Raw genomic sequence first — 20,796 nt, forward strand, 5'->3', positions numbered from 1 at the left:
AGATAAAAATGTCCAAGCTCATCTCCAAATGGAACTACCCCACCACCGTTCGCTTCGGCGCCGGGCGCATGAAGGAACTGCCGGAGGTGCTCGCGGCCACCGGGATCAAGCGGCCGCTTTTCGTCACCGATCCGGGATTGGCGAAACTGCCGGTCGTCGCCTCGACGCTCAGGATTCTCGACGAGGCCAAGGTGCCCTATGGCGTGTTCTCCGAGGTGAAGCCGAACCCGGTCGAGTCCAACCTCACCGCCGGCATCGGGGTGTTCAAGAGGGGCAAGCATGACGGCGTCATCGCCTTCGGCGGCGGCTCGGCGCTCGACCTCGGCAAGCTGATCGCCTTCCAGGCCGGCCAAGTCAGGCCGGTCTGGGACTTCGAGGATGTCGGCGACTGGTGGACGCGCGCCAACTCTGACGCCATCGCGCCAATCATCGCTGTGCCGACCACCGCCGGCACCGGCTCGGAGGTCGGCCGCGCCGGCGTCATCACCAACGAGGAGACGCATACCAAGAAGGTCATTTTCCATCCGAAGTTGTTGCCGGCGATCGTCATCGCCGATCCGGAGCTTTCGGTCGGCATGCCTTCCTTCATCACCGCCGGCACCGGCATGGACGCGCTCGCCCATTGCCTCGAGGCCTATTGCGCGCCGGGCTACCATCCGATGGCCGACGGCATTGCCGTCGAAGGCATACGCCTGGTGTTCGAGAACCTGCCGAAGGCTTATGCCAATGGCAAAGATCTCGTCGCCCGCGCCCACATGATGAGCGCGGCCGCCATGGGCGCCGCGGCCTTCCAGAAGGGGCTGGGTGCCATCCACTCGCTGTCGCATCCGATCGGCGCGCTCTACGACACCCATCATGGCATGACCAATGCCGTGTTCATGCCATATGTGCTGGCCTTCAATCGCGACTCCATCGAGGAGCGTATCGCCCGGCTCGCCGCCTATTGCGGCATCAAGGGCGGTTTCGACGGCTTCGCCAAGGCTGTTATCAAGCTGCGCAAGGAGTTGAAGGTGCCGCACGCGCTGCCGGGCCTGATCAAGGGGCTCGACATGGACAAGAAGCGCAAGGGCCTGATCGCCGACATGGCGGTGGTCGATCCGACGGCCGGCGGCAACCCGGTCAAGCTGACCAAGAAGGCGGCGCTGACACTGCTCGAAAACGCCATCGCCGGGACGGTCTGAGGCCGGTTCCTGGATGCGGAAGTTGATCGGGAAACGAGGGGAAAGGAGAGGGGAAGGGGCGATATAGGGGCGGATTAATGATTAGCCGGAAAATTAAGTGATGGCTAATTGCTACAGTCCGTTAAAAAGAGTTAACTTTTCACGCTGCGAGGCGCCGGTTTCACAAAGCTTTCATCTGGCTGTCACACGAAAACGATACCGCATCGCAGACGTCCAACGGCGTCAGTTCAATGGAGAGAACACATGTTCAAATTCACGGGGAAAGTGCTTTCCCTTTCGGCCGCGACCCTGATGGTGTCGTCGGTGATTTCGTCCGCCGCTTCGATGGACGATCTCATCAAGGCCGCCAAGGCCGAAGGCCAGCTCACCACGATCGCCTTGCCGCATGACTGGTGCGGCTACGGCGACGTCATAGCCGGTTTCAAGGCGAAGTATCCGGAAATCACCGTCAACGAACTCAACCCCGACGCCGGCTCCGGCGACGAAGTCGAGGCGATCAAGGCCAACAAGGACAACAAGGGTCCGCAGGCTCCTGATGTCATCGACGTCGGCCTGTCCTTCGGCCCGACCGCCAAGGCCGATGGCCTGTTGATGCCATACAAGGTGTCGACCTGGGACTCGATCCCGGACAGCGCCAAGGATGCCGATGGCGCCTGGTACGGAGACTATTATGGCGTTCTCTCGTTCATGGTGAACAAGGACCTGATCAAGGAGTCGCCGAAGGACTGGGCCGATCTCCTCAAGCCCGAATTCGCCAACGCGGTCGCCGTTGCCGGCGATCCGCGCGCTTCGAACCAGGCCATCCAGGCCGTCTACGCCGCAGGCCTTTCCGGTGGCGCGGCTGCTGGTGAAGCCGCTGGCACCGCCGGCCTCGACTTCTTCAAGAAGCTCAACGCCGCCGGCAATTTCGTGCCGGTCGTCGGCAAGCCGGCAACGCTTGCCCAGGGCCAGACCCCGATCCTGATCAACTGGGACTACAACGCGCTCGCCGGTCGCGACACGCTGAAGGGCAACCCGCCCGTCGACGTCATCGTGCCGAAGACCGGCGTTGTCGCCGGCGTTTATGTGCAGGCGATCAGCGCGTTCGCGCCGCATCCGAATGCAGCCAAGCTGTGGATGGAATATCTCTATTCCGACGAAGGCCAGATCGGCTGGCTGAAGGGCTATTGCCACCCGATCCGCTTCAACGATCTTGCCAAGAACGGCAAGATCCCCGCGGACGTTCTGGCCAAGCTGCCGCCGGCGGAATCCTACGCCTCGGCTGCCTTCCCGACGCTCGACGAGCAGGGCAAGGCGAAGGAGACCATCAGCAAGAACTGGGACGCCGTTGTCGGCGCCAACGTCAAGTAAGGCTTGAAATCCACCGGGCGGCCGCGAGGCCGCCCGGCTTCCCCTCGAAGACGGTAGCCGGCGCATGACCGATCTTACGCTTTCAAATCAGTCTGTCACCACCAAGCCCGCGCCGCCGAACGAGGCGACCACTTTCCGCTTTCCGATGCAGTGGATTGGCGTGGCGCCTTTCTTCATCTTCGTCCTGATGTTCCTGATCCTGCCGACGATCTATCTCGTCCTGGGCGCTTTCCAGAATGGCGACGGTCAGCTGACGCTGGACAATATCCTGCAGCTGGTCAGCGATCCCTCGATCAGCGCTTCCTACTGGGTTTCGATCAAGATCAGTTTCTGGTCGGCGGTCATCGGTGCCTTTGCCGGGCTCGCGATTGCCATCGCCATCGTGCGCGGCGGGCTTCCTAACTGGACCCGCTCGGCGACCTTGACTTTTTCGGGCGTCGCCTCGAATTTCGCCGGCTTGCCACTGGCCTTCGCCTTCCTGGCGACCCTCGGCCGCGTCGGCATCGTCACGACGCTTCTGCGTGACGTTCTCAATGTCAACATCTACGCGATGGGTTTCAATTTCCTCACGACATCGGGTCTGATCGCGGTCTATCTGTTCTTCCAGATTCCGCTGATGGTGGTCATCATCGTGCCGGCCATCGACGGCTTGAAGAAGGAATGGGGCGAGGCCGCCGCCACGCTCGGGGCCACCCAGTCGCAGTATTGGCGCATGGTGGTCATCCCGGTCTTGTGGCCGAGCTTCCTCGGCACCGTTATCCTGTTGTTCGCCAATTCCTTCGGCGCCATCGCCACGGCTTATGCGTTTGCCGGCCCGGCACTCAACATCGTTCCCATCAAGCTCTATTCGCAGATCAATGGCGACGTGCTGCACAACCCGCAGCTCGGCTATGCCATCGCCTTCGGCATGATCGTCATCACGGGCTTGGCCAACGTCTTCTACATCTGGTTCCGGACCCGGTCCGAAAGGTGGCTGAAATGAAGTCGGGCAAATTCTGGGCCTGGGTCGTCTTCATTGTCGGCGCGGCCTATTTCTTCATTCCGCTGATGGCGACTGTCGAGTTCTCGTTGCGCATGCGCCGCGGCGTCCATTCCTTCGACGCCTACCAGATCGTGCTGGGCGACGCTCGCTTCCAGTCGACCTTCCTGTATTCGGTGGTAGCGGCCGTCTTCACCATCATTCTCGGCGTGCTGATCGTGGTGCCGGCGGCCTACTGGATCCGGCTGCGCCTGCCGCAGCTCAGGCCGATCGTCGAATTCATCACGCTGTTGCCGCTGGTCATTCCGGCCATCGTCATCGTCTTCGGCTATATCAGGATGTACGGCTCGAATTCCCCGCTGCCGTTCCTGGGCAGCAATATGGGCGCCAATGCCTTGCTGGTGATCGGCTATGCGACGCTGGCTCTGCCCTACATGTATCGCGCCGTCGATACCGGGCTGCGCACCATCGATGTGCGGACATTGACCGAAGCAGCGCAGATCCTGGGCGCCGGCTGGGGCACGATCATTGGCCGGGTGATCCTGCCCAATGTCCTGATCGCCGTGCTGTCGGGCGCCTTCCTGACCTTCGCCATCGTCATCGGTGAGTTCACCATGGCGAGCCTCCTCAACCGTCCGGCCTTCGGCCCGTATCTGCAAAACGTCGGCGCCAACCGTGCCTATGAGCCGGCAGCCCTAGCCATCATCGCCTTCGCCATTACCTGGGGCTGCATGTCGCTCATCCAGATCCTGTCCCGCTTCGCGCCGAAATCGGCGAACCGCCCGAATTGATCGAAAAGCACCTGACCTGAGAGAAAAAGCCATGGCCGAGCCATTCCTGTCCATCCAGCATGTGCGAAAGTCCTACGGGTCCAACACCGTGGTGCAGGATTTCAGCCTCGACGTCGAGCCGGGCGAGTTCGTCTCGTTCCTGGGGCCATCCGGATGCGGCAAGACGACGGTGCTGCGTATGGTCGCCGGCTTCGAGGAGCCGTCAGCCGGCAAGATCGTCGTCGCCGGCAAGGACATCACGCGGCTGAAGCCCAACCAGCGCAATGTCGGCATGGTGTTCCAGGCCTATGCGCTGTTCCCAAACCTCACCGTGGCGCAGAACATCGCTTTCGGGTTGAAGGTTGCCGGCATGCCGAAGGCCGACGCCGACAAGCGCGTCGCCGAGATGCTCGACATGATCAGACTGCCGCAGATGGCGGACCGCTATCCCTACCAGCTCTCCGGCGGCCAGCAGCAGCGCATCGCGTTGGCGCGCGCGATCGCGCCGAAGCCGAAGCTCCTGCTGCTCGACGAGCCGCTGTCGGCGCTGGACGCCAAGGTGCGCGTGTCGCTGCGCGAGGAAATCCGCTCGATCCAGAAGAAGCTCGGCATCACCACCATCTTCGTGACCCATGACCAGGAAGAGGCGCTGTCGATCTCCGACCGCATCGCCGTCATGTATGGCGGCAAGGCCGAGCAGGTCGCGACGCCGTTCGAGATCTACAACCGGCCAGCGACCAAGTTCGTCGCCAATTTCGTCGGCACGCTGAACGTGCTCGAAGGCAAGGTCACCGACGCCGCCTCCGGCAAGGTGCAGGTCAACACGCAGGAAGTCTCGCTCAAGGGCAAGCTCAACGGCTCGAAGTCCGGCGACACGCTGTCTCTGGCGCTGCGACCCGAGGCGATTTCGCTCGGCCGCCAGCCCGGCCGCGACTCCAGCCTGACCGGAGAGATTTCCGAAGTGCACTTCCTCGGCTCGGTTATCCGGGTCCGTGTCGGCATCGGCGGCAACACGGTGTCGCTCGACACGTTCAACAACTCCGCCACCCCGCCGCCCGCAGTCGGGGAGAAGGCCGAGATTTCGTTCTCGTCGAGCGATATGCTGGTGCTGCACTAGGTAGTCCGCTGTCGGAAGGCGCTCCCAAACGGGCGCTCCAGCCGTCGGGATTTCTCATGCTGCCGGCGGCGACACGGCCCGTGCCAGAGATGTCCCTGTTGTTTCACGACCATGACTTTGGCACTGCCAATCGCCTCGTTCGGCGGCTACGATAGAGCATGGCTCTTTTCGAACTGACGCTTATCCTCCTGTTGATTGCAGTCGCGCTGACGGCGCTGTCGCGGCGGCTGCAAGTTCCTTATCCGTCGCTGCTGGCGCTGGCGGGCGCGGGCATCGCCTTCCTGCCCGGCATGCCCACCATCGAAATCGACCCGGAACTGGCGCTGGCCTTGTTCATCGCGCCGGTGCTGCTCGACGCCGCCTATGACACCTCGTTGCGCGACCTCAATCGCAACCGGCTGCCGCTCGCCCTGTTGGCCTTGGGGGCTGTCGTTTTCACCACCGCAGCGGTTGCGCTGCTCGGCTGGAAGATGGCAGGCCTGCCGATCGCCGCGGCCGTCGCCCTTGGCGCCATCGTAGCGCCGCCCGATGCCGTCGCGGCGTCGGCCGTGCTCGGACAATTCAAGGTGCCGCACCGCATCACCACCATCCTGCAAGGCGAGAGCCTGCTCAACGATGCAACCGCGTTGCTGATCTACCGTATCGCTGTCGCCGCCGCACTCGGTCCGTTCCTGTTGAGCAGCGCCGCGCCCATGGTCGCCCTGTCGACCGTTGGAAGCCTGCTGGCCGGCTATGTACTCGGCCGGCTGTCGCTCGCCACGCTGAGCCGCATCGAGGACGCCGCCAGCGGTACCGTGGTGCAGTTCGCCGGCACGTTCGGTGTCTGGATCCTGGCGGACAGGTTGGGTCTGTCGGCGATCATCACCATCGTCGTCTACGCCATGACCATCGCGCGGACCGCGCCACGCCGAATGTCGGCGAGAAAGCGTGTCAGTTCCTATTCGGTCTGGGAGACGGCGGTGTTCGTGCTCAACGTGCTGGCCTTCGTGCTGATGGGTCTGCAGGCGCGGTCGATCGTCGGACGGCTCGCCGGTACGGGAGAGCTCGACGCATTCGTCTTTGCCGCGGCTGTGCTGGCGGTCGTCATCGTTTCGCGCCTGATCTGGGTGCTGGGCTGCGGTGCAGTCATCAGGTGGTTTGCCCGCTTTGGCGGCGCCGAGCATCAGCCGGATACGCCGTCCTTTCGCGGCGGCGTGCTCATCGGCTGGTGCGGCATGCGGGGACTGGTAACCCTTGCCGCGGCATTCGCCTTGCCGGTCGAATTTCCTGCTCGCGACCCGATCGTGCTCGCCGCCTTCACGGTCGTGCTCGGCACCCTGGTGCTGCAAGGAATGAGCCTGAAGCCGCTGCTGCGCGTCCTGAAGCTGGATCCCGACGAAACGGTCGACCGGGAGGTAGCGAAGGCGCGCGTCGTGGTCATGCAGGCCGCGCTTGATGTATTGAGCGGCAAGACCTCGAGCGCCGCAGCCGCGGTGCGCGAGCAATATGCCGCCCAGCGCAAGATCGCCAAAAATCCCGAGGATGCCCAGGCCGCGACCGAATATGACAGGCTGCGTCTCTATGCCATCAAAAGCCAGCGCGATGCCCTGGAGGAGCTGCGCCGCAACGGCACCATCGGTGACGAAGCCTATCACCGTCTGGAGGAAGAGATCGACTGGACGGAACTTGCGGCATCGCCGGCAGGCCGGTTCCAGCCGCTGACCACCGACTAGCAGATACCGCGTCTCGGCCGCTGCCCTGCTGGCCCAAGCCCCGTCCGTCCTCCTGCACATTGCAAGCGATCGGCCGAACCGTTACTGCCAACACCGAAAAGTGAGCCGGATAAGCAATGAAGCTGGTCAGCTACAACATCCAGTACGGATTCAGCAGCGACGGGCGCTACGATCTTTCGCGTGCGGCACGCCTTGTCGTGGGCGCAGACATCATTGCCTTGCAGGAGGTCGAGCGGCACTGGCAGCGCAGCGATTTCGATGATCAGCCGGAGCTGCTTTCCCAATTGCTGCCTGGGTATCACTGGGTCTACGGCCCAGCCTTCGACATGGATGCCAGCGAGCTGCGCGACGGCCGCCTGGTCAACCGCCGCCGGCAATTCGGCACCATGGTTATGTCGAAGCTGCCGATCGTCTGGTCGCGACTGCACGCGCTGCCGATGCGCCGCACGCTGCGGCCGCTCAACACCCGCAACGCCGCCCTCGAATGCATGATCCGCACGCCGGCCGGGCCGGTCAGGGTGCTGTCGCTGCATCTCGCGCACATCGCGGCGGAAGAGCGGCTGGAGCAGATTGACTATCTCATGGCCGAGCACCGCCGGGCACCATCGGAAGGCGGACCGTGGAGCGGCGTGGACGACGAACCTTCGCGGAACTGGACACATGGGGAAGTCGAGCCGGAAAATCCGCTGGCGACGATCTGGATGGGCGATTTCAACATGGAACCCGGCAGTGCCGAATATCGCCGCATTGTCGGCAGCACGCCCTATCATCGGGGCGCTGCCTATCTCGACGGCTTCGTCGATGCCGCTTCTGTCGCCAGCGAGCCGGTAGCGGATTTCCATACGCATGAGAAGATCATCGACGGCAGGCTGGCAAAGCGCCGGCTTGACCATTGCTTCGTCGGCGGCATGTTGGCCGGGCGTGTGCGTTCGGTTGGATCAGACATGGGCGAGGTGGCTTCCGACCACTTCCCGGTCCGGGTCGACATCGATCTCGAGACGCCCTTCGGCTTGGGAGGTCGATGAGCTCCCCATGACGCTTTTCGTCTTCTTCGCGGTGCTTGCCGCGGCCGCCATGCACGCGATCTGGAACGCACTGGTCAAGGTGCATCTCGACCGTTTTCTGTCGATCACGCTGATGACGCTCGGCATGGGCACTGCTGCCATCGTCGTGCTGCCATTCGTCGAGATGCCGAAGGCGGAGGTCTGGCCCTACATCATCGCTTCGGTGATCTTCCACATGGGCTATCGCACCTTCCTGATCGGCGCCTACCAGGCCGGCGATTTCGCCCAGACCTACCCGCTGGCGCGTGGCACGGCACCCCTGCTGGCCGCGATTGGCGGCATGTTCGTCGTCGCCGAAGTGCCGGCGCCGCTTGCCATCCTTGGCATCCTGCTGTTGTCGGCCGGCACGCTGGTGATGTCGTTTCGCGGTGGCGCGCATCTGGAGAAGCTGAATCTGCGCGCGGTCGGCTATGCGCTGGGCACGTCGATCTTCATCGCCAGCTACACGCTGTCCGACGGCAGCGGCGCGCGGCTGGCGGCAAGGGCGCAGAGCTATGCCGCCTGGCTGTTCATCTGCGATGCATTTGGGGCGCTGGTGCTGTGCCTCGTTTTCCGAGGGCCCAAGGCGCTGCCCGTTCTGGCGCGCGACTGGAAAACGGGACTGTTCACCGGTGTGCTTTCCGGCGCCGCCTACTGGATCGTCATGTGGGCGATGACCAAGGCGCCGATCGCCTCGGTGGCGTCGCTGCGCGAGACCTCGATCCTGTTTGCCATGATGATCTCGGTCTACGCCCTCGGCGAAAAGATGACAGGCTGGCGCGGCGCCGCCGCGCTCAGCATTGTTGCGGGCGTCATCGCGTTGAGGATGGGTTGACCTCTCAGCCGAGCACCGTCATTACCTGGCCGCGCCGCTCCGGACTGAAGCGGATGACGACGATGATGCAGACGGCGACCACGCCGGCAAAAAGCGCCAGCGCATAGCCATAGCTGCCGCCGGGGGCTTCGGCGATCCCGGCCTGATATGGACCGCCATAGGAAGCGGCGAGATTGCCGGCCTGGTAGATGAAGCCGGGCAAGGTGGCGCGCACCGCACCCGGCGAAAGCTCGTTGAGGTGGACCGGGATGACGCCCCAGGCGCCCTGGACCGCGACCTGCATGACGAAGGCGCCGATGGCCAGCATGAACGGCGTTGAACTGTAGGCCCATAGCGGGATCGCCGGCAGGGCGATGATGCAGGCGAGTGTAATGGCGTTGACGCGGCCGATCTTCTCTGACAGCGCACCGAATGCCAGGCCGCCGACGATGGCGCCGATGTTGGCAACGATGGTGATCCAACTCACCGTATGCGGATCGAAGCTATGCTGCTTCTTCAAAAAGGTCGGGTAGAGATCCTGCGTGCCATGGCTGAAGAAGTTGAAGAACATCATCAGCACGACAGCATAGAGCGCGACGCCCCAGTGCTTCTGCAAGGTCTCCAGCATCCCCGGTCGAGCGGTTTTCTGTGCCTCGACGAAGGCAGGAGATTCCGGCACATGCGAGCGGATGAACAGGACGACCAGCGCCGGGACGAAGGAGAGCAGGAACATGGCGCGCCAGCCGATCGTGTAGCCGCCGATCGTCTGCTGGTAGAGCAGGCCATAGACCACCGCCGCCAGCAGGTAGCCGGCCGGATAGCCGCATTGCAGGATGCCCGAGACGATGCCGCGGGCGCTCGGCGGGACGGATTCCATGGCGAGTGAACTGCCGAGGCCCCATTCGCCGCCCATGGCGATGCCGAACAGCGCGCGCAGCGCCAGGAAGATGCCGAGATTGGGCGAGAAGGCGGCCAGCGCCCCGATCACCGAATAGCTGACGATGTTGAGCATGAGAATGGGCTTGCGCCCGTATTTGTCGGCTAGCATGCCAAAGAAGAACGCGCCGATGAAGCGCGTGGCCAAGGTCAGGAACAGTGCCTTTGACACTGCCGGGACATCCGTCTGGAATTCAGTCGCAATATCGGTGAGCAGGAATGTCAGAAGGAAGAAATCAAAAGCATCGAGCGTCCAGCCCAGGAATGAGGCCAGGACGGTTTTCTTCTGCTCGGTAGTGAGGTTCAAGGCGTCCTCCTTTGCATCCCCCAAAGGAACGATATGTCGCCCTGTCGGCAAAAGAGAACAGCGATCAGCCGGCTTTCGAAAGGCCGGCGGTCACTTTTTCGTAAGATCGAGATCGAAGACCATCAATCCGTCCGCGCCGCCTTCGAGAGCCGCGACCAGGCGAGCGCCGGCACGCTGATGCGCTTCATGCACGAGGTAGGCGTCGCGCGCCGCGGCATCGCGGAAATCGATGGTGAAGCCATAGGTGAACCCGCGCGCGAAAGGCTCTGGGCTGACATTGGTGCTGAACTGGACGGTGTCCATGCCTTCGACCACCTGTCGCAACGCCTCGAGGCCGGCGTGGATGGCCGTGCGCTCGGTCGACGACACATCGCTACGAAATCTGGCGAAAACGCAGTGCCTGATCATTTTACCACTCCCTAAGCAGCACGATTGCCGGAAAACACCGCCGGCGGCAGCGGTTCGCGGCCGAGGATCAGGTCGGCACCCTTTTCGCCGACCATGATCGTCGGCGCATTGGTGTTGGAGGAAGGCACGCGCGGCATCACAGACGCATCGCAGACGCGCAGGCCCTCGATGCCGCGCAGTCTCAGGTCCGGCGTCACCACCGCCATCTCATCATGGCCCATGCGGCAGGTGCCGACAGGATGGTGATCGGTCTTGGAGGTGCGGCAGGCATAGTCGATCAGCTCATCATCGCTGGCGAGCGACGGGCCGGGCAGCACCTCGCGCAGCACGTAAGGGGCAAGCGCCTTCTGCCGCATGATCTCGCGCGCCAGCCGCAGCCCTCTCAGCGACATGTCGCGGTCATAATGATCGGACCAGTAGTTGGGGTCGATCAGCGGGTGGTCGGCGGGATCAGCGCTTTTCAGCCGCACCGTGCCGCGTGAGCGCGGGCGCAGGAAGGCCGAGTTCAAGGTGACGCCCGGGTTTTTCAGCTTCTCGACGCCAGCCTCGATGCCGGAGCCGAGGCCCAGATGGAACTGGATATCGGGCGAGGCGGCGGTCGGGTCGGCGTACCAGAAGCCGCCGGTCTCGAACAGGCTGGACGCCACCGGCCCCTTCTTCAACAGCAGATATTGCAGGCCAGCCCAGGCCGTACGGTGCAGCTTGGCGTAATTGTCATAGGTGTGGTCGCCGGTGCATTCGGCGATGACGAACAGGTCGAGATGGTCCTGCATGTTGGAGCCGACGCCGGGCAGGTCATGCACGGGCGTGACGCCGACCGATTTCAGATGGTCGGCCGGGCCGATGCCCGACTGCATCAAAAGCTTAGGCGAACCGATGGCGCCGGACGAGACGATCACCTCGCGGTCGGCGCGCAGGATTTTTGTCTCGCCGCCCGGCCTGTCGACCACCTCGACGCCGATGGCGCGACCGTTCTCGACGACGATGCGGGTGACCAGTACGTCGGTCCTGACGGTGAGGTTCTTGCGAGCGCGGATCGGCCTGAGATAGGCGACCGAGGCGGAGGAGCGCCGGGCATCCCTCTGGGTCAGCTGGTAATAGCCGACGCCTTCTTGGGCAGCGCCGTTGAAATCCGGATTGAAGGGAATGCCCATCTCCTGGCCGGCGCGGAAATAGGCTTCGCAGATCGGCAGCGGCGCAATCGGGTTCGAGACGCCGAGCGGGCCCTGGTCGCCGTGGAAGTCGTTGGCGTAGCGCTGGTTGTTTTCGGCCCGTTTGAAATAGGGCAGCACGTCGCGGTAGCCCCAGCCGGCCAGCCCTTCCTCCTTCTCCCAGGCGTCGTAGTCGCGCGCATTACCGCGCGTGTAGATCTGGGCGTTGATTGAGGAGCCGCCGCCGACCACCTTGGCCTGCGTGTACCAGAAGACGCGGTCGTTCATGTTTCTCTGCGGCACCGTCGACCAGCCCCAGGACGCAATGCCCTTGGTCATCTTGGCAAAGCCCGCCGGCATGTGGATATAGGGATGCCAATCCTTGCCACCGGCTTCGAGCAGCAGCACGGAGTTGGAGGGATCCTCGCTCAGCCGGTTGGCCAGCACGCAGCCGGCAGGGCCGGCGCCCACGATGATGTAGTCGGTCATTGTCTCATCCGTTCACAGCCGAGGCACGGAAAGCGCGCCGTCGACATTGATGATCGAACCGGTCGAAAAGCCCAGTCTCCCGGCAGCGAGCGCGGCCACCATGGCGCCGATGTCGGACGCTTCGCCCCAGCGTTTCGCCGGCACCAGGCCGCCGTCTATCAAAGCGTCGTATTTGGCGGTCACGCCCGCCGTCATGTCGGTGCGGATAATGCCCGGCCGCAGCTCGAACACGCCGATGTTTTCCGGGGCGAGCCTGAGCGCCAGATTCTTCACCCACATCGAAAGCCCTGCCTTCGATATGCAATATTCGGAGCGTTCCGGCGAGGCCATCTCGGCGCTGACCGAGGTGATAGTGATGATCGATTTCGCTTCATCGCTGGGCTGGCGGAGCATCGCCTTGGCGACCGCCTGGCTGAGAAAGACGGTGCCCCGCAGGTTGACGCCGATCGCGCGGTCGAAATTGTCGGGTTTGAGGTCGAGCAGGTCGCCCCGCACCACGGCGCTGACGCCGGCATTGTTGACCAGGCAATCGATGCGGCCGAAGGCGCGCATGGCGGTTTCGACCAAGGCGGCGTGGCTGGAAAGATCGGCGATGTCGCAGCTGACATAGGCGAATTTGGCGCCGCGTTTGGCGACGTCTTGCGCAAGCTCGTCAGCGGGTTTCGCGGCAACATCGGCGACAAGGATGTCAAAGCCGGCATCAGCGAGTGCCTGAGCGCAGGCAAGACCAATTCCGCGCGCGCCGCCGGTGACGATGGCTGCGGGGCGGGTCATCGGATACTCATCCTTATGTCAGCGCCGCCCCTCATCGCCCTGCCGGGCACTTCTCCCCGTATAGTGACGGGGAGAAGGACGCTGTTATCGCCTGCTTCACCATGCGCCAGCATTGCAGAAAAAGCGCCGAGATTGCGGCCAGCGTGCTTCTCCCTGTTTACGGGGAGAAGGTGCCGGCAGGCGGATGAGGGGCGGCGCTGACCGATCATGCGGCGAGGTCCGTCTTGCGGATGTGCTCGGCGACGCGCAGCGCCTGGGCGGCGATCGACAGCGCCGGGTTGACGGCGGCCGAGTTCGGCAGAAAACCGGCGTCGACGACGAACAGGTTCCGGTGATCGAAGGCACGGCAGAACGGATCGAGCGGCGACGTCGCCGGATCGTCTCCCATTTTCACCGTGCCGCACTGGTGCGAGGGCGTGCGTTTGTCGAAAGGGCGCGACAGCACCAGGGGATAACCGCAGGCGCGAAAATTCTCGCGCATCACCTTGGTCAGCCCGTCGAGCGACTGCATATTGGAGCGCCGCCATTGCATGACGATGTCCTTGCCGTCGGCCATGATGCGGCTTTCGGGATCTGGCAGGTCCTCGCACATCAGGTACCAGTCGACCGCATGGCCGGCCAAGAAATCGAGCGCGAACTTCGGCACTCGTTTCACATTGGCCTTGAGCATGTTGCCGTCGATCTTGCCGAGAAGCTGGACATTGCCGAGCGGTTTGCCGCCCTTGCCGTCGGAGAGGTAATAATCGTTAAGCATCAGCGTCTTCTGGTAGACGGCATCGTTCCGGCGGCGCGGATCGATCGCCAGCATGGCGCTCGAATTGTGGTTCATGAAGTTGCGGCCGACCTGGTCGGAGCGGTTGGCCAGGCCCTTGCCGCCCCCCTTGCCATTGCTGGGTGAGGGCGAGCGCAGCAGGATGACCGCTGAATTGACCGCGCCGGCCGACAGGATAACCAGTTTTGGCGACAGCTTTTTCAGCTCGCCGCTCTGGCGGTAATGAACCGCTGATACGGTTTTACCGTCCGGAGCAGTCTCGAGATATTCGACATGGGCGCCGGTTTCGAGCTTGATGTTAGGATCGTTCAGTGCCGCCGCCAGCGGTGCGGTCTGGGCGTCCATCTTTCCCTGGCCAGTGTTCGGAAAAGCGTCCCAGCCGGTCCTGCCTTCCCTGAGCCAGGTGTCGATATCGACGCCGAGCGGCAGCGAGGCCGGATGCAGGCCCAGCCCCTTGAGCTCGGCGCGGGCACGGGCGATCGGCGCCTCGTCGGGCACGGGCTTATAGGCGTAGGGGATCGAGTGGAACGGCTCGGTCGGGTCCTCGCCAAGCGTGCCGCGGACGCGGAACAGTTGCTCAGCCCTGGAATACCAAGGCTCGAATTCGTCATAGGAAAACGGCCAGGCCGGAGAGACGCCGCCGAAGTGCTCCATGGCGGAGAAATCCTCTTTGCGGTAGCGGATCAGCACCGCGCCGAAGAATTTCGAATTGCCGCCTACATAGTAGTAATTGCCCGGGTTGAATGCAGCGCCACCGGCCTCGCGCCACATCTCCTTCGGCCGGTAGTGGCCGTCAACGAAGATCGAGCGCGTGTCGCGCGCATGAGGCGTTGCCGGCAAAGGCTCGCCGCGTTCCAGCATCAGGATCGAGGCGCCACTGCCGGCTAAGCCGGAGGCGATCGTGGCGCCGCCGATGCCGGAGCCGATGATGACGATATCCGGGTTTGTCATGGCCTAAAGCGCGCCGCTTTTGAATGGACACATGCGACGCGCTTTAGGTCTATTGTCTTGATGCATGTCGTTGCCCCAAAACCGAACCCACTTTTGGGCGACGCGCATCAGCGGATACGGCTCTCGGTCGCCGGATCGAAGAACACCGCCTTGGTCAGGTTGAAGGCGAGCGGCGTGTTGGTGCCGGGCTGGATGTTGGCATCTGCGCGCAGCCGCGCCACCACGCCTTTGCCGCCGAGGTTGGTGACCGCGAAGGTATCGGAACCGGCCGGCTCCACCACCTCGATATGGCAATCGGCGGTGGCGATTTGCGAGGCGTTGCGCTCCGCGCCTTCCGGATCGGTGAGCGCCTCGGGGCGAACGCCGAAGATGACCGGCTTGCCCTTGAACGCCGACAATCCGGCCGGGGCGTTGGCCATCGGCAGAGTGATCGGCTGGCGTGCCTCGCGATCGAGCACGACGGCCAGGTCGCTGCCATTGGCGTCGATGGTCGCCGGGATCAGGTTCATCGCCGGCGAACCCATGAAGTCGGCGACGAAGACATTGCTGGGGTTGTTGTAGATCTCGGCCGGCGTGCCGAATTGCTGCACCTCGCCATCGCGCATGACGGCGATTTTGGTCGCCAGCGTCATCGCCTCGATCTGGTCGTGGGTGACATAGACGATGGTTGTGCCGGTGGCGGCATGCAGGCGCTTGATCTCGATGCGCATGTCGACGCGCAGCTTGGCGTCGAGATTGGACAGCGGCTCGTCGAACAGGAACAGCTTGGGGTCGCGCACCAGCGCCCGGCCCATGGCGACGCGCTGGCGCTGGCCGCCCGAAAGCTGGCTTGGCTTGCGGTTCAGCAGATGGCCAATCTGCAGCACCTTGGCCACCTTGTCGATCGCCTTCTGGCGTTCGTCGGTCGGCACGCCGCGCATCTCCATGCCGAAGGAGATGTTCCCGGCGACCGTCATGTTCGGGTAGAGCGCGTAGCTCTGAAACACCATGGCGATGTCGCGCTTGGACGGGTGCAGATCTGTGATGGTGCGGCCATCGACGCGGATATCGCCGGAGGTGATCGTCTCCAGTCCGGCGATGGTGTTGAGCAAAGTGGACTTGCCGCAGCCGGAAGGACCGACCAGCACCAGGAAGCCGCCCTTCTCCAGTTCGAGATTGATCCCCTTCAGGATCTCGACCTGGCCGAAACGCTTCCTCAGACCATCAATTTCCAGAAAAGCCATTGGGTTATCCTTTGACCGCGCCCGCCATCAGGCCACGCACGAAATAGCGGCCGGCGAGCACGTAGACGAGAAGGGTGGGCAGAGCCGCGATCATCGCGGCCGCCATGTTGACGTTGTATTCGACGACGCCTGTCGAGGTGTTGACGACGTTGTTGAGCGCCACCGTCATCGGCATGGCGTCGCCGGTGCCGGCATAGGCGGAGGCGAACAGGAAGTCGTTCCAGATGTTCGTGAACTGATAGATGACGGTGACGACGAAGATCGGCATCGAATTCGGCAGCATGATGCGCCGAAAGATCTGGAAGAAAGAGGCGCCGTCGACCTGCGCGGCCTTGACCAGTTCGGTCGGGAACGCCTCGTAATAGTTGCGGAAGAACAGCGTGGTGAAGCCGATGCCGTAGACGACGTGGACGAACACCAGGTTCACCGTCGGGTTGCCGAGGCCGAAGCTGGTTCCGACCGTGTTCTGCAGCGACACGCCAAACCGTCCGAGGCTGCCCAGGATCGTCGCCATCGGCAACAGTACCGACTGGAACGGGATGAAGCAGGCAAACAGCATCAGCCCGAACACCAGGGTCGCGCCGCGAAAACGCCATTTGGTCAGCACGTAGCCATTGAGCGCGCCGAGCATGGTCGAGATCAGCACGGCCGGAACCACCATCTTTATGGAGTTCCAGAAATAGCCCTTGATGCCGGCGCAGGTGAGGCCTACGCAGGTCTCACCCCAGGCCTTCAGCCAGGGGTCGAAGGTCGGCGCCTTTGGCAGCGCCAGCATGTTGCCGTTCTGGATCTCGTCCATGGTCTTGAACGAGGTCACCAGCATGACGAACAGCGGCATCAGGTAGAACAGCGCGAACAGCGCCAGAAGCCCGTAGATGACGATGCGGTTGACAATCTTGACGTTGACGCCGCCGCTGGCCCGGCGGGCGGGAGTGGTCACGGCGCTCATCGCGATTTCTCCCTAAGTTCCGAATAGAGATAGGGCACGATGATGGCGACGATGGTCATCAGCATGATCACGGCGCTTGCCGAACCGACCGCCATTTCGTTGCGCTTGAAGGTGTATTCATACATGAAGTTGGACGGCAGCCAGGCCGAGCCGCCGGGGCCGCCGCTGGTCAGTGCCACGACCAGGTCGTAGGATTTGATGGCTAGGTGCGCGAGCACGATGAAGGCCGACAGGAAGATCGGCCGCAAGAGCGGAATGACGATGCGGCGATAGAGCTGGAAGGTGGTGGCGCCGTCGATCTGCGCCGCCTTCATGATCTCGCCGTCAATACCGCGCAGGCCGGCCAGGAACATCGCCATGATGAAGCCGGAGGCCTGCCAGACGCCGGCGATGACCACGGTGTAGATGACGAAATCCTTGTTCTTGATCCAGTCGAAATGGAAGCTCGTCCAGCCCCATTGATGCAGCGTCTGTTCAAGACCGAGGCCGGGGTCGAGGAACCATTTCCAGGCAACGCCGGTGACGATGAAGGAGAGCGCCATCGGATAGAGGTAGATGGGGCGCAAAACGCCTTCGCCGCGAATCTTCTGATCGAGCAGGATGGCCAGGAACAGGCCGAGCGCCAGGCAGATCAAGATGTAGAGAAAGCCGAAAATGCCCATATTGGTGATCGACGTGTACCAGCTCGATGGCGGGTCGGTGTCGAAGGTCCAGCCCCACAATCGCTGATAGGCGCGTGCGCCTGTTATGGCATAGGACGGGAAGGTCTTGGAGTTGGTGAAGGACAGATAGATCGTCCACAGGATGAAGCCGTAGACGAAGACGATGGTGATGGCGAAGCTCGGCGCCAGCACGATCTTGGGCAAGGCATCCTGCAGGCGCGAGCGCACCGAGGTGCGCGACCGCTCCGGCGTCAGCTTGATCTGGGTTGTCGCTACACTGCTCATGGGGTTCCTCCCGTCGGCATCCGGCCGATCGGCCTCACGGACCGGAAACCCTCCCCGCCGGAGCGGGGAAGGTGTTTGTGGCCGGCGCTTACTTGGCGTCGTCGATCGCCTTGACCAGTTCGGTCACGGCTTCGTCCGAGGTCTTGATCTGACCGTGGACAAACTTCGAGATGACGTCCTTGTAGGCATTGGCGACAGCCGGAGGCGCGCCATAGCCCTGGGCCAGCGAGCCGAACAGCGTGCCGCCTTCATTGGCCTTCTTCAGGTCGGCGATACCCTTCTTGCCGCAAGCGTCGAAGTCGGTGTCAGGCACGTCGGTGCGGGCCGGAACCGAACCCTTGACGACGTTGAAGGCCGACTGGAAGCTCTTCGACAAGGTGGCGGTAGCCAGAGCGACCTGGGCAGCCTTGCGGTCGTCCGGAACGTTGAACATGCCGAACATGTCGGAGTTGTAGATCACCGAGCCGTCGGTGCCCGGGAAGCGATAGCAGAGGAAGTCCGTCCCCGGCGTCTTTTTAGCGGCGTGGAACTCGCCCTTGGCCCAGTCGCCCATGACCTGCACCAGCGCATCGCCCTTGATGACCATGGCGGTGGCCAGGTTCCAGTCGCGGCCAGAGAAGTTCGGGTCGACATAGGTGACGAGCTTGGCCAGATTGTCGAACGACTTCTTCATCGTGTCGGACTTGAGCGACGCGTCGTCGAGGTCGTTCATCGCCTTCTTGTAGAACTCAGGTCCGCCGGTCGACAGCACGACGGAATCGAACATGGTCGCTTCCTGCCAGTTCTGGCCACCAAGCGCGAGCGGGGTGACCCCGGCCGCCTTGGCCTTGTCGAGCAGGGCGATGAAATCGTCGAAGGTCTTAGGCTCGGTGCCGCCGATCTTGTCCATCACCGCCTTGTTGATCCACAGCCAGTTGACGGAGTGGACGTTGACCGGAGCGGCAACCCACTTGCCGTCATAGACGGAGAACTTCTGCAGCGCGGCCGGAACCGACTTGTCCCAGCCTTCCTTCTTCGCCGTCTCTGTGAGGTCGCCCATCACGCCGGCAGCGGCATAGTCGAGCACGGTGTAGCCGAGCATCTGCGAGGCGGTCGGATAGTTGCCGGCCGCGACCATCGCCTTCAGCGCGGTCATGGCGGCATCGCCGCCGCCGCCGGCCACGGGAACGTCCTTCCAGGCATAGCCTTCCTTGGCCAGATCGCCCTTGAGCACGTTGAGAGCAGCTGCTTCGCCGCCCGACGTCCACCAATGCAGCATCTGCACTTCCTTGACGTCCTCGGCATGGGCCGCGAAAGCCAGGCCCGAAGCGAGCGCCGTTCCGATAAGCAGTTTGCGCAACATGTACTTCCTCCCTTGTTGCATTACACGACCGGTGGCAGCCCACCGGGTTCTTCCCAACTCAGCCGACCCACCAACCGGTGCGCTGGCCGCGATGAAACTGGATTGTCTTTTCCTCGGTATAGTCCTCGACAGCGCGCTTGCCGAGTTCGCGGCCCAGGCCCGACTGCTTGTAGCCGCCGAACGGCAGTTCTGGATAACCTTCCATGAACGTGTTCACCCAGACAGTCCCCGAACGCACGCCCCGCGCCACCGACATGCAGGTGTCGATGCTGGCGCTCCACACACCCGCCGACAGACCATAGGGCGTGTTGTTGGCGATGCGCAACGCCTTTTCAATCGATTCAAAAGTCAGCACCGAGAGCACCGGCCCGAACACTTCCTCGCGCGCGACCGTCATGTTTTCGGTGACGTTGCGTAAGATCGTCGGATCGAGATATTGGCCGGCATTGGAAGGGCGTTGCGCGCCGCCGCTGTAGATGCTGCCGCCCTCGCTCGCGGCGGCCGCGACGTAATCGGTCACCTTGGCCAAATGGTCTGACGAAATCATCGCGCCGACCTTGGTTAGATCGTCGAGCGGATCGCCCACGGTTACCCTGGCGGTCAATGCCTTCACGGCGGCCAGGAAGTCGTCGGCGATCGCCTCATGCACGATCAGCCGGCTGCCGGCATTGCAGCACTCGCCGGCGTTGAAGAAGCCGCCGAATACCGCGGCATCGGCTGCGGCTTTAAGATCGGCATCGGGGAAGACGATCTGGCCGTTCTTGCCGCCGAGTTCCATCGAAACCTTCTTAAGGGAATTCGAGGCCGCGGCCATGGTCATCTTGCCGACGCGGGTGGAACCGGTGAACGAAACCATCTCGACCAGCGGGTGGCTGACCATCGGCGCGCCGACATCGGCGCCGAGGCCGGCGAGGATGTTGACGACGCCAGCGGGAACGCCGGCTTCCAACAGGATATCGCCGAGCACGAAGGTCGAGGCCGACGTCATTTCGCTTGGCTTGACCACGGCCGTGCAGCCGGCGGCGAGCGCGAAAGGCAGTTTCTGGCTGACGATGAGGAAGGGGAAATTCCACGGCGTGATGATCGAGACGACGCCGATCGGCTCGCGCAGCACGACGCCCAGCATGGCATCGCCAAGATTGGCGTAGCTTTCGCCGTGCAACGTGCGGGCGAGCGAGGCGGCATAGCGCCAGATGTCGACGGCGCCGCCGATCTCGCCGCGCGCCTGGGCGATCGGCTTGCCGGATTCCAGCGCATCGAGCCGGGCGATGTCTTCCAGCCGGATCTCGATCAGGTCGGCGGCCTTAAGCAGGATCGCGGCGCGTTCGGACGCTTGCATGCGCGGCCAGGGGCCGGTCTCGAAGGCCCTGTGCGCCGCCTGCACCGCGGCTTCCACTTCGGCGGCACCCGCCTGAGCATAGTGTGAAACCATGAAGCCGTGGCCGGGGCTCTTGCGTTCCAGCATGCGGCCATCGCGGGCATCGACATGCTTGCCGTCGATCAGAAGCTTGTATGCCTTGGGGGCCACGGAGGCCTCGGCAGGCATGGGAATCTTCAGAGGTGCATTCATGTGATTTCCAC

18 protein-coding genes are annotated in these 20,796 nt (G+C 63.3%); 8 read left to right on the forward strand and 10 right to left on the reverse strand.

Going from position 1 to position 20,796, the window contains the following annotated elements; all coding sequences use genetic code 11:
- The first annotated feature begins 8 nt into the window (after positions 1–8).
- From FJW04_RS07700 to FJW04_RS07735, 8 genes are all read left to right on the forward strand, one after another.
- Positions 9–1,181 (forward strand): iron-containing alcohol dehydrogenase, encoded by a 1,173-nt coding sequence (locus tag FJW04_RS07700; RefSeq protein ID WP_140713360.1) that lies wholly within the window; start codon positions 9–11, stop codon positions 1,179–1,181.
- Positions 1,182–1,424: 243 nt separating this feature from the next.
- Positions 1,425–2,531, forward strand: coding sequence for an ABC transporter substrate-binding protein (locus tag FJW04_RS07705; RefSeq protein WP_015315809.1), 1,107 nt, complete (start codon positions 1,425–1,427; stop codon positions 2,529–2,531).
- A 145-nt stretch (positions 2,532–2,676) separates the two neighbouring features.
- Positions 2,677–3,513, forward strand: a complete 837-nt coding sequence (locus FJW04_RS07710; RefSeq protein WP_181165828.1) for an ABC transporter permease subunit — start codon at positions 2,677–2,679, stop codon at positions 3,511–3,513.
- Positions 3,510–4,301: an ABC transporter permease gene (locus FJW04_RS07715; RefSeq protein ID WP_015315811.1), complete on the forward strand. Its 792-nt coding sequence runs from the start codon at positions 3,510–3,512 to the stop codon at positions 4,299–4,301. Before FJW04_RS07710 ends, FJW04_RS07715 begins: the two co-directional genes overlap by 4 nt.
- A 31-nt stretch (positions 4,302–4,332) precedes the next feature.
- Positions 4,333–5,397, forward strand: a complete 1,065-nt coding sequence (locus FJW04_RS07720; protein WP_015315812.1) for an ABC transporter ATP-binding protein — start codon at positions 4,333–4,335, stop codon at positions 5,395–5,397.
- A 158-nt stretch (positions 5,398–5,555) separates the two neighbouring features.
- Positions 5,556–7,109: a sodium:proton antiporter gene (locus FJW04_RS07725; protein WP_140713363.1), complete on the forward strand. Its 1,554-nt coding sequence runs from the start codon at positions 5,556–5,558 to the stop codon at positions 7,107–7,109.
- A gap of 116 nt (positions 7,110–7,225) precedes the next feature.
- On the forward strand, positions 7,226–8,134 hold the full coding sequence (locus tag FJW04_RS07730) for an endonuclease/exonuclease/phosphatase family protein (RefSeq protein ID WP_140713365.1): 909 nt from the start codon (positions 7,226–7,228) through the stop codon (positions 8,132–8,134).
- A gap of 7 nt (positions 8,135–8,141) precedes the next feature.
- Positions 8,142–8,987: an EamA family transporter gene (locus FJW04_RS07735; protein ID WP_140713367.1), complete on the forward strand. Its 846-nt coding sequence runs from the start codon at positions 8,142–8,144 to the stop codon at positions 8,985–8,987.
- A gap of 4 nt (positions 8,988–8,991) precedes the next feature.
- Here the strand turns inward: FJW04_RS07735 and FJW04_RS07740 are convergent, their stop codons facing one another.
- The 10 genes from FJW04_RS07740 to FJW04_RS07790 all read right to left on the reverse strand — a co-directional run bounded on the left by FJW04_RS07740 (position 8,992) and on the right by FJW04_RS07790 (position 20,785).
- A complete protein-coding gene (locus FJW04_RS07740; protein ID WP_181172899.1) occupies positions 8,992–10,209 on the reverse strand; it encodes an MFS transporter in 1,218 nt (405 codons plus the stop codon).
- A gap of 90 nt (positions 10,210–10,299) precedes the next feature.
- Positions 10,300–10,617, reverse strand: coding sequence for a Dabb family protein (locus tag FJW04_RS07745; RefSeq protein ID WP_015315817.1), 318 nt, complete (start codon positions 10,615–10,617; stop codon positions 10,300–10,302).
- 11 nt (positions 10,618–10,628) lie between these two features.
- Positions 10,629–12,257 carry a choline dehydrogenase gene (locus FJW04_RS07750; RefSeq protein WP_140713371.1) on the reverse strand — a complete coding sequence of 543 codons (1,629 nt, stop codon included), beginning with the start codon at positions 12,255–12,257 and terminating at the stop codon, positions 10,629–10,631.
- A 12-nt stretch (positions 12,258–12,269) separates the two neighbouring features.
- Positions 12,270–13,031 (reverse strand): 3-ketoacyl-ACP reductase, encoded by a 762-nt coding sequence (locus FJW04_RS07755; RefSeq protein ID WP_140713373.1) that lies wholly within the window; start codon positions 13,029–13,031, stop codon positions 12,270–12,272.
- A gap of 205 nt (positions 13,032–13,236) precedes the next feature.
- Entirely contained in the window at positions 13,237–14,754 is a 1,518-nt protein-coding gene (locus FJW04_RS07765; RefSeq protein ID WP_140713377.1) for a GMC family oxidoreductase, read from the reverse strand.
- Positions 14,755–14,861: 107 nt separating this feature from the next.
- Complete coding sequence (locus tag FJW04_RS07770) at positions 14,862–15,977, reverse strand: ABC transporter ATP-binding protein (RefSeq protein WP_140713379.1); 1,116 nt, start codon at positions 15,975–15,977, stop codon at positions 14,862–14,864.
- Between the two features lie 4 nt (positions 15,978–15,981).
- Positions 15,982–16,926: a carbohydrate ABC transporter permease gene (locus FJW04_RS07775; RefSeq protein ID WP_140713381.1), complete on the reverse strand. Its 945-nt coding sequence runs from the start codon at positions 16,924–16,926 to the stop codon at positions 15,982–15,984.
- On the reverse strand, positions 16,923–17,873 hold the full coding sequence (locus FJW04_RS07780; RefSeq protein WP_015315823.1) for a sugar ABC transporter permease: 951 nt from the start codon (positions 17,871–17,873) through the stop codon (positions 16,923–16,925). Before FJW04_RS07780 ends, FJW04_RS07775 begins: the two co-directional genes overlap by 4 nt.
- Positions 17,874–17,961: 88 nt before the next feature.
- A complete protein-coding gene (locus FJW04_RS07785; protein ID WP_140619348.1) occupies positions 17,962–19,215 on the reverse strand; it encodes an ABC transporter substrate-binding protein in 1,254 nt (417 codons plus the stop codon).
- Between the two features lie 58 nt (positions 19,216–19,273).
- Complete coding sequence (locus tag FJW04_RS07790; RefSeq protein WP_140713383.1) at positions 19,274–20,785, reverse strand: aldehyde dehydrogenase family protein; 1,512 nt, start codon at positions 20,783–20,785, stop codon at positions 19,274–19,276.
- Between the last annotated feature and the right edge of the window lie 11 nt (positions 20,786–20,796).

Origin of the sequence: Mesorhizobium sp. B2-7-3 (assembly GCF_006440715.1) — a bacterium.
Taxonomy (GTDB): domain Bacteria; phylum Pseudomonadota; class Alphaproteobacteria; order Rhizobiales; family Rhizobiaceae; genus Mesorhizobium; species Mesorhizobium australicum.

Coding starts and splice junctions, on each gene's coding strand:
- FJW04_RS07770 (WP_140713379.1), bottom strand. CDS start 15,977: ATGGCTTTTCTGGAAATTGATGGTCTGAGGAAGCGTTTCGGCCAGGTC.
- FJW04_RS07705 (WP_015315809.1), top strand. CDS start 1,425: ATGTTCAAATTCACGGGGAAAGTGCTTTCCCTTTCGGCCGCGACCCTG.
- FJW04_RS07730 (WP_140713365.1), top strand. CDS start 7,226: ATGAAGCTGGTCAGCTACAACATCCAGTACGGATTCAGCAGCGACGGG.
- FJW04_RS07765 (WP_140713377.1), bottom strand. CDS start 14,754: ATGACAAACCCGGATATCGTCATCATCGGCTCCGGCATCGGCGGCGCC.
- FJW04_RS07790 (WP_140713383.1), bottom strand. CDS start 20,785: ATGAATGCACCTCTGAAGATTCCCATGCCTGCCGAGGCCTCCGTGGCC.
- FJW04_RS07725 (WP_140713363.1), top strand. CDS start 5,556: ATGGCTCTTTTCGAACTGACGCTTATCCTCCTGTTGATTGCAGTCGCG.
- FJW04_RS07780 (WP_015315823.1), bottom strand. CDS start 17,873: ATGAGCAGTGTAGCGACAACCCAGATCAAGCTGACGCCGGAGCGGTCG.
- FJW04_RS07745 (WP_015315817.1), bottom strand. CDS start 10,617: ATGATCAGGCACTGCGTTTTCGCCAGATTTCGTAGCGATGTGTCGTCG.
- FJW04_RS07755 (WP_140713373.1), bottom strand. CDS start 13,031: ATGACCCGCCCCGCAGCCATCGTCACCGGCGGCGCGCGCGGAATTGGT.
- FJW04_RS07720 (WP_015315812.1), top strand. CDS start 4,333: ATGGCCGAGCCATTCCTGTCCATCCAGCATGTGCGAAAGTCCTACGGG.
- FJW04_RS07775 (WP_140713381.1), bottom strand. CDS start 16,926: ATGAGCGCCGTGACCACTCCCGCCCGCCGGGCCAGCGGCGGCGTCAAC.
- FJW04_RS07700 (WP_140713360.1), top strand. CDS start 9: ATGTCCAAGCTCATCTCCAAATGGAACTACCCCACCACCGTTCGCTTC.
- FJW04_RS07735 (WP_140713367.1), top strand. CDS start 8,142: ATGACGCTTTTCGTCTTCTTCGCGGTGCTTGCCGCGGCCGCCATGCAC.
- FJW04_RS07785 (WP_140619348.1), bottom strand. CDS start 19,215: ATGTTGCGCAAACTGCTTATCGGAACGGCGCTCGCTTCGGGCCTGGCT.
- FJW04_RS07715 (WP_015315811.1), top strand. CDS start 3,510: ATGAAGTCGGGCAAATTCTGGGCCTGGGTCGTCTTCATTGTCGGCGCG.
- FJW04_RS07710 (WP_181165828.1), top strand. CDS start 2,677: ATGCAGTGGATTGGCGTGGCGCCTTTCTTCATCTTCGTCCTGATGTTC.
- FJW04_RS07750 (WP_140713371.1), bottom strand. CDS start 12,257: ATGACCGACTACATCATCGTGGGCGCCGGCCCTGCCGGCTGCGTGCTG.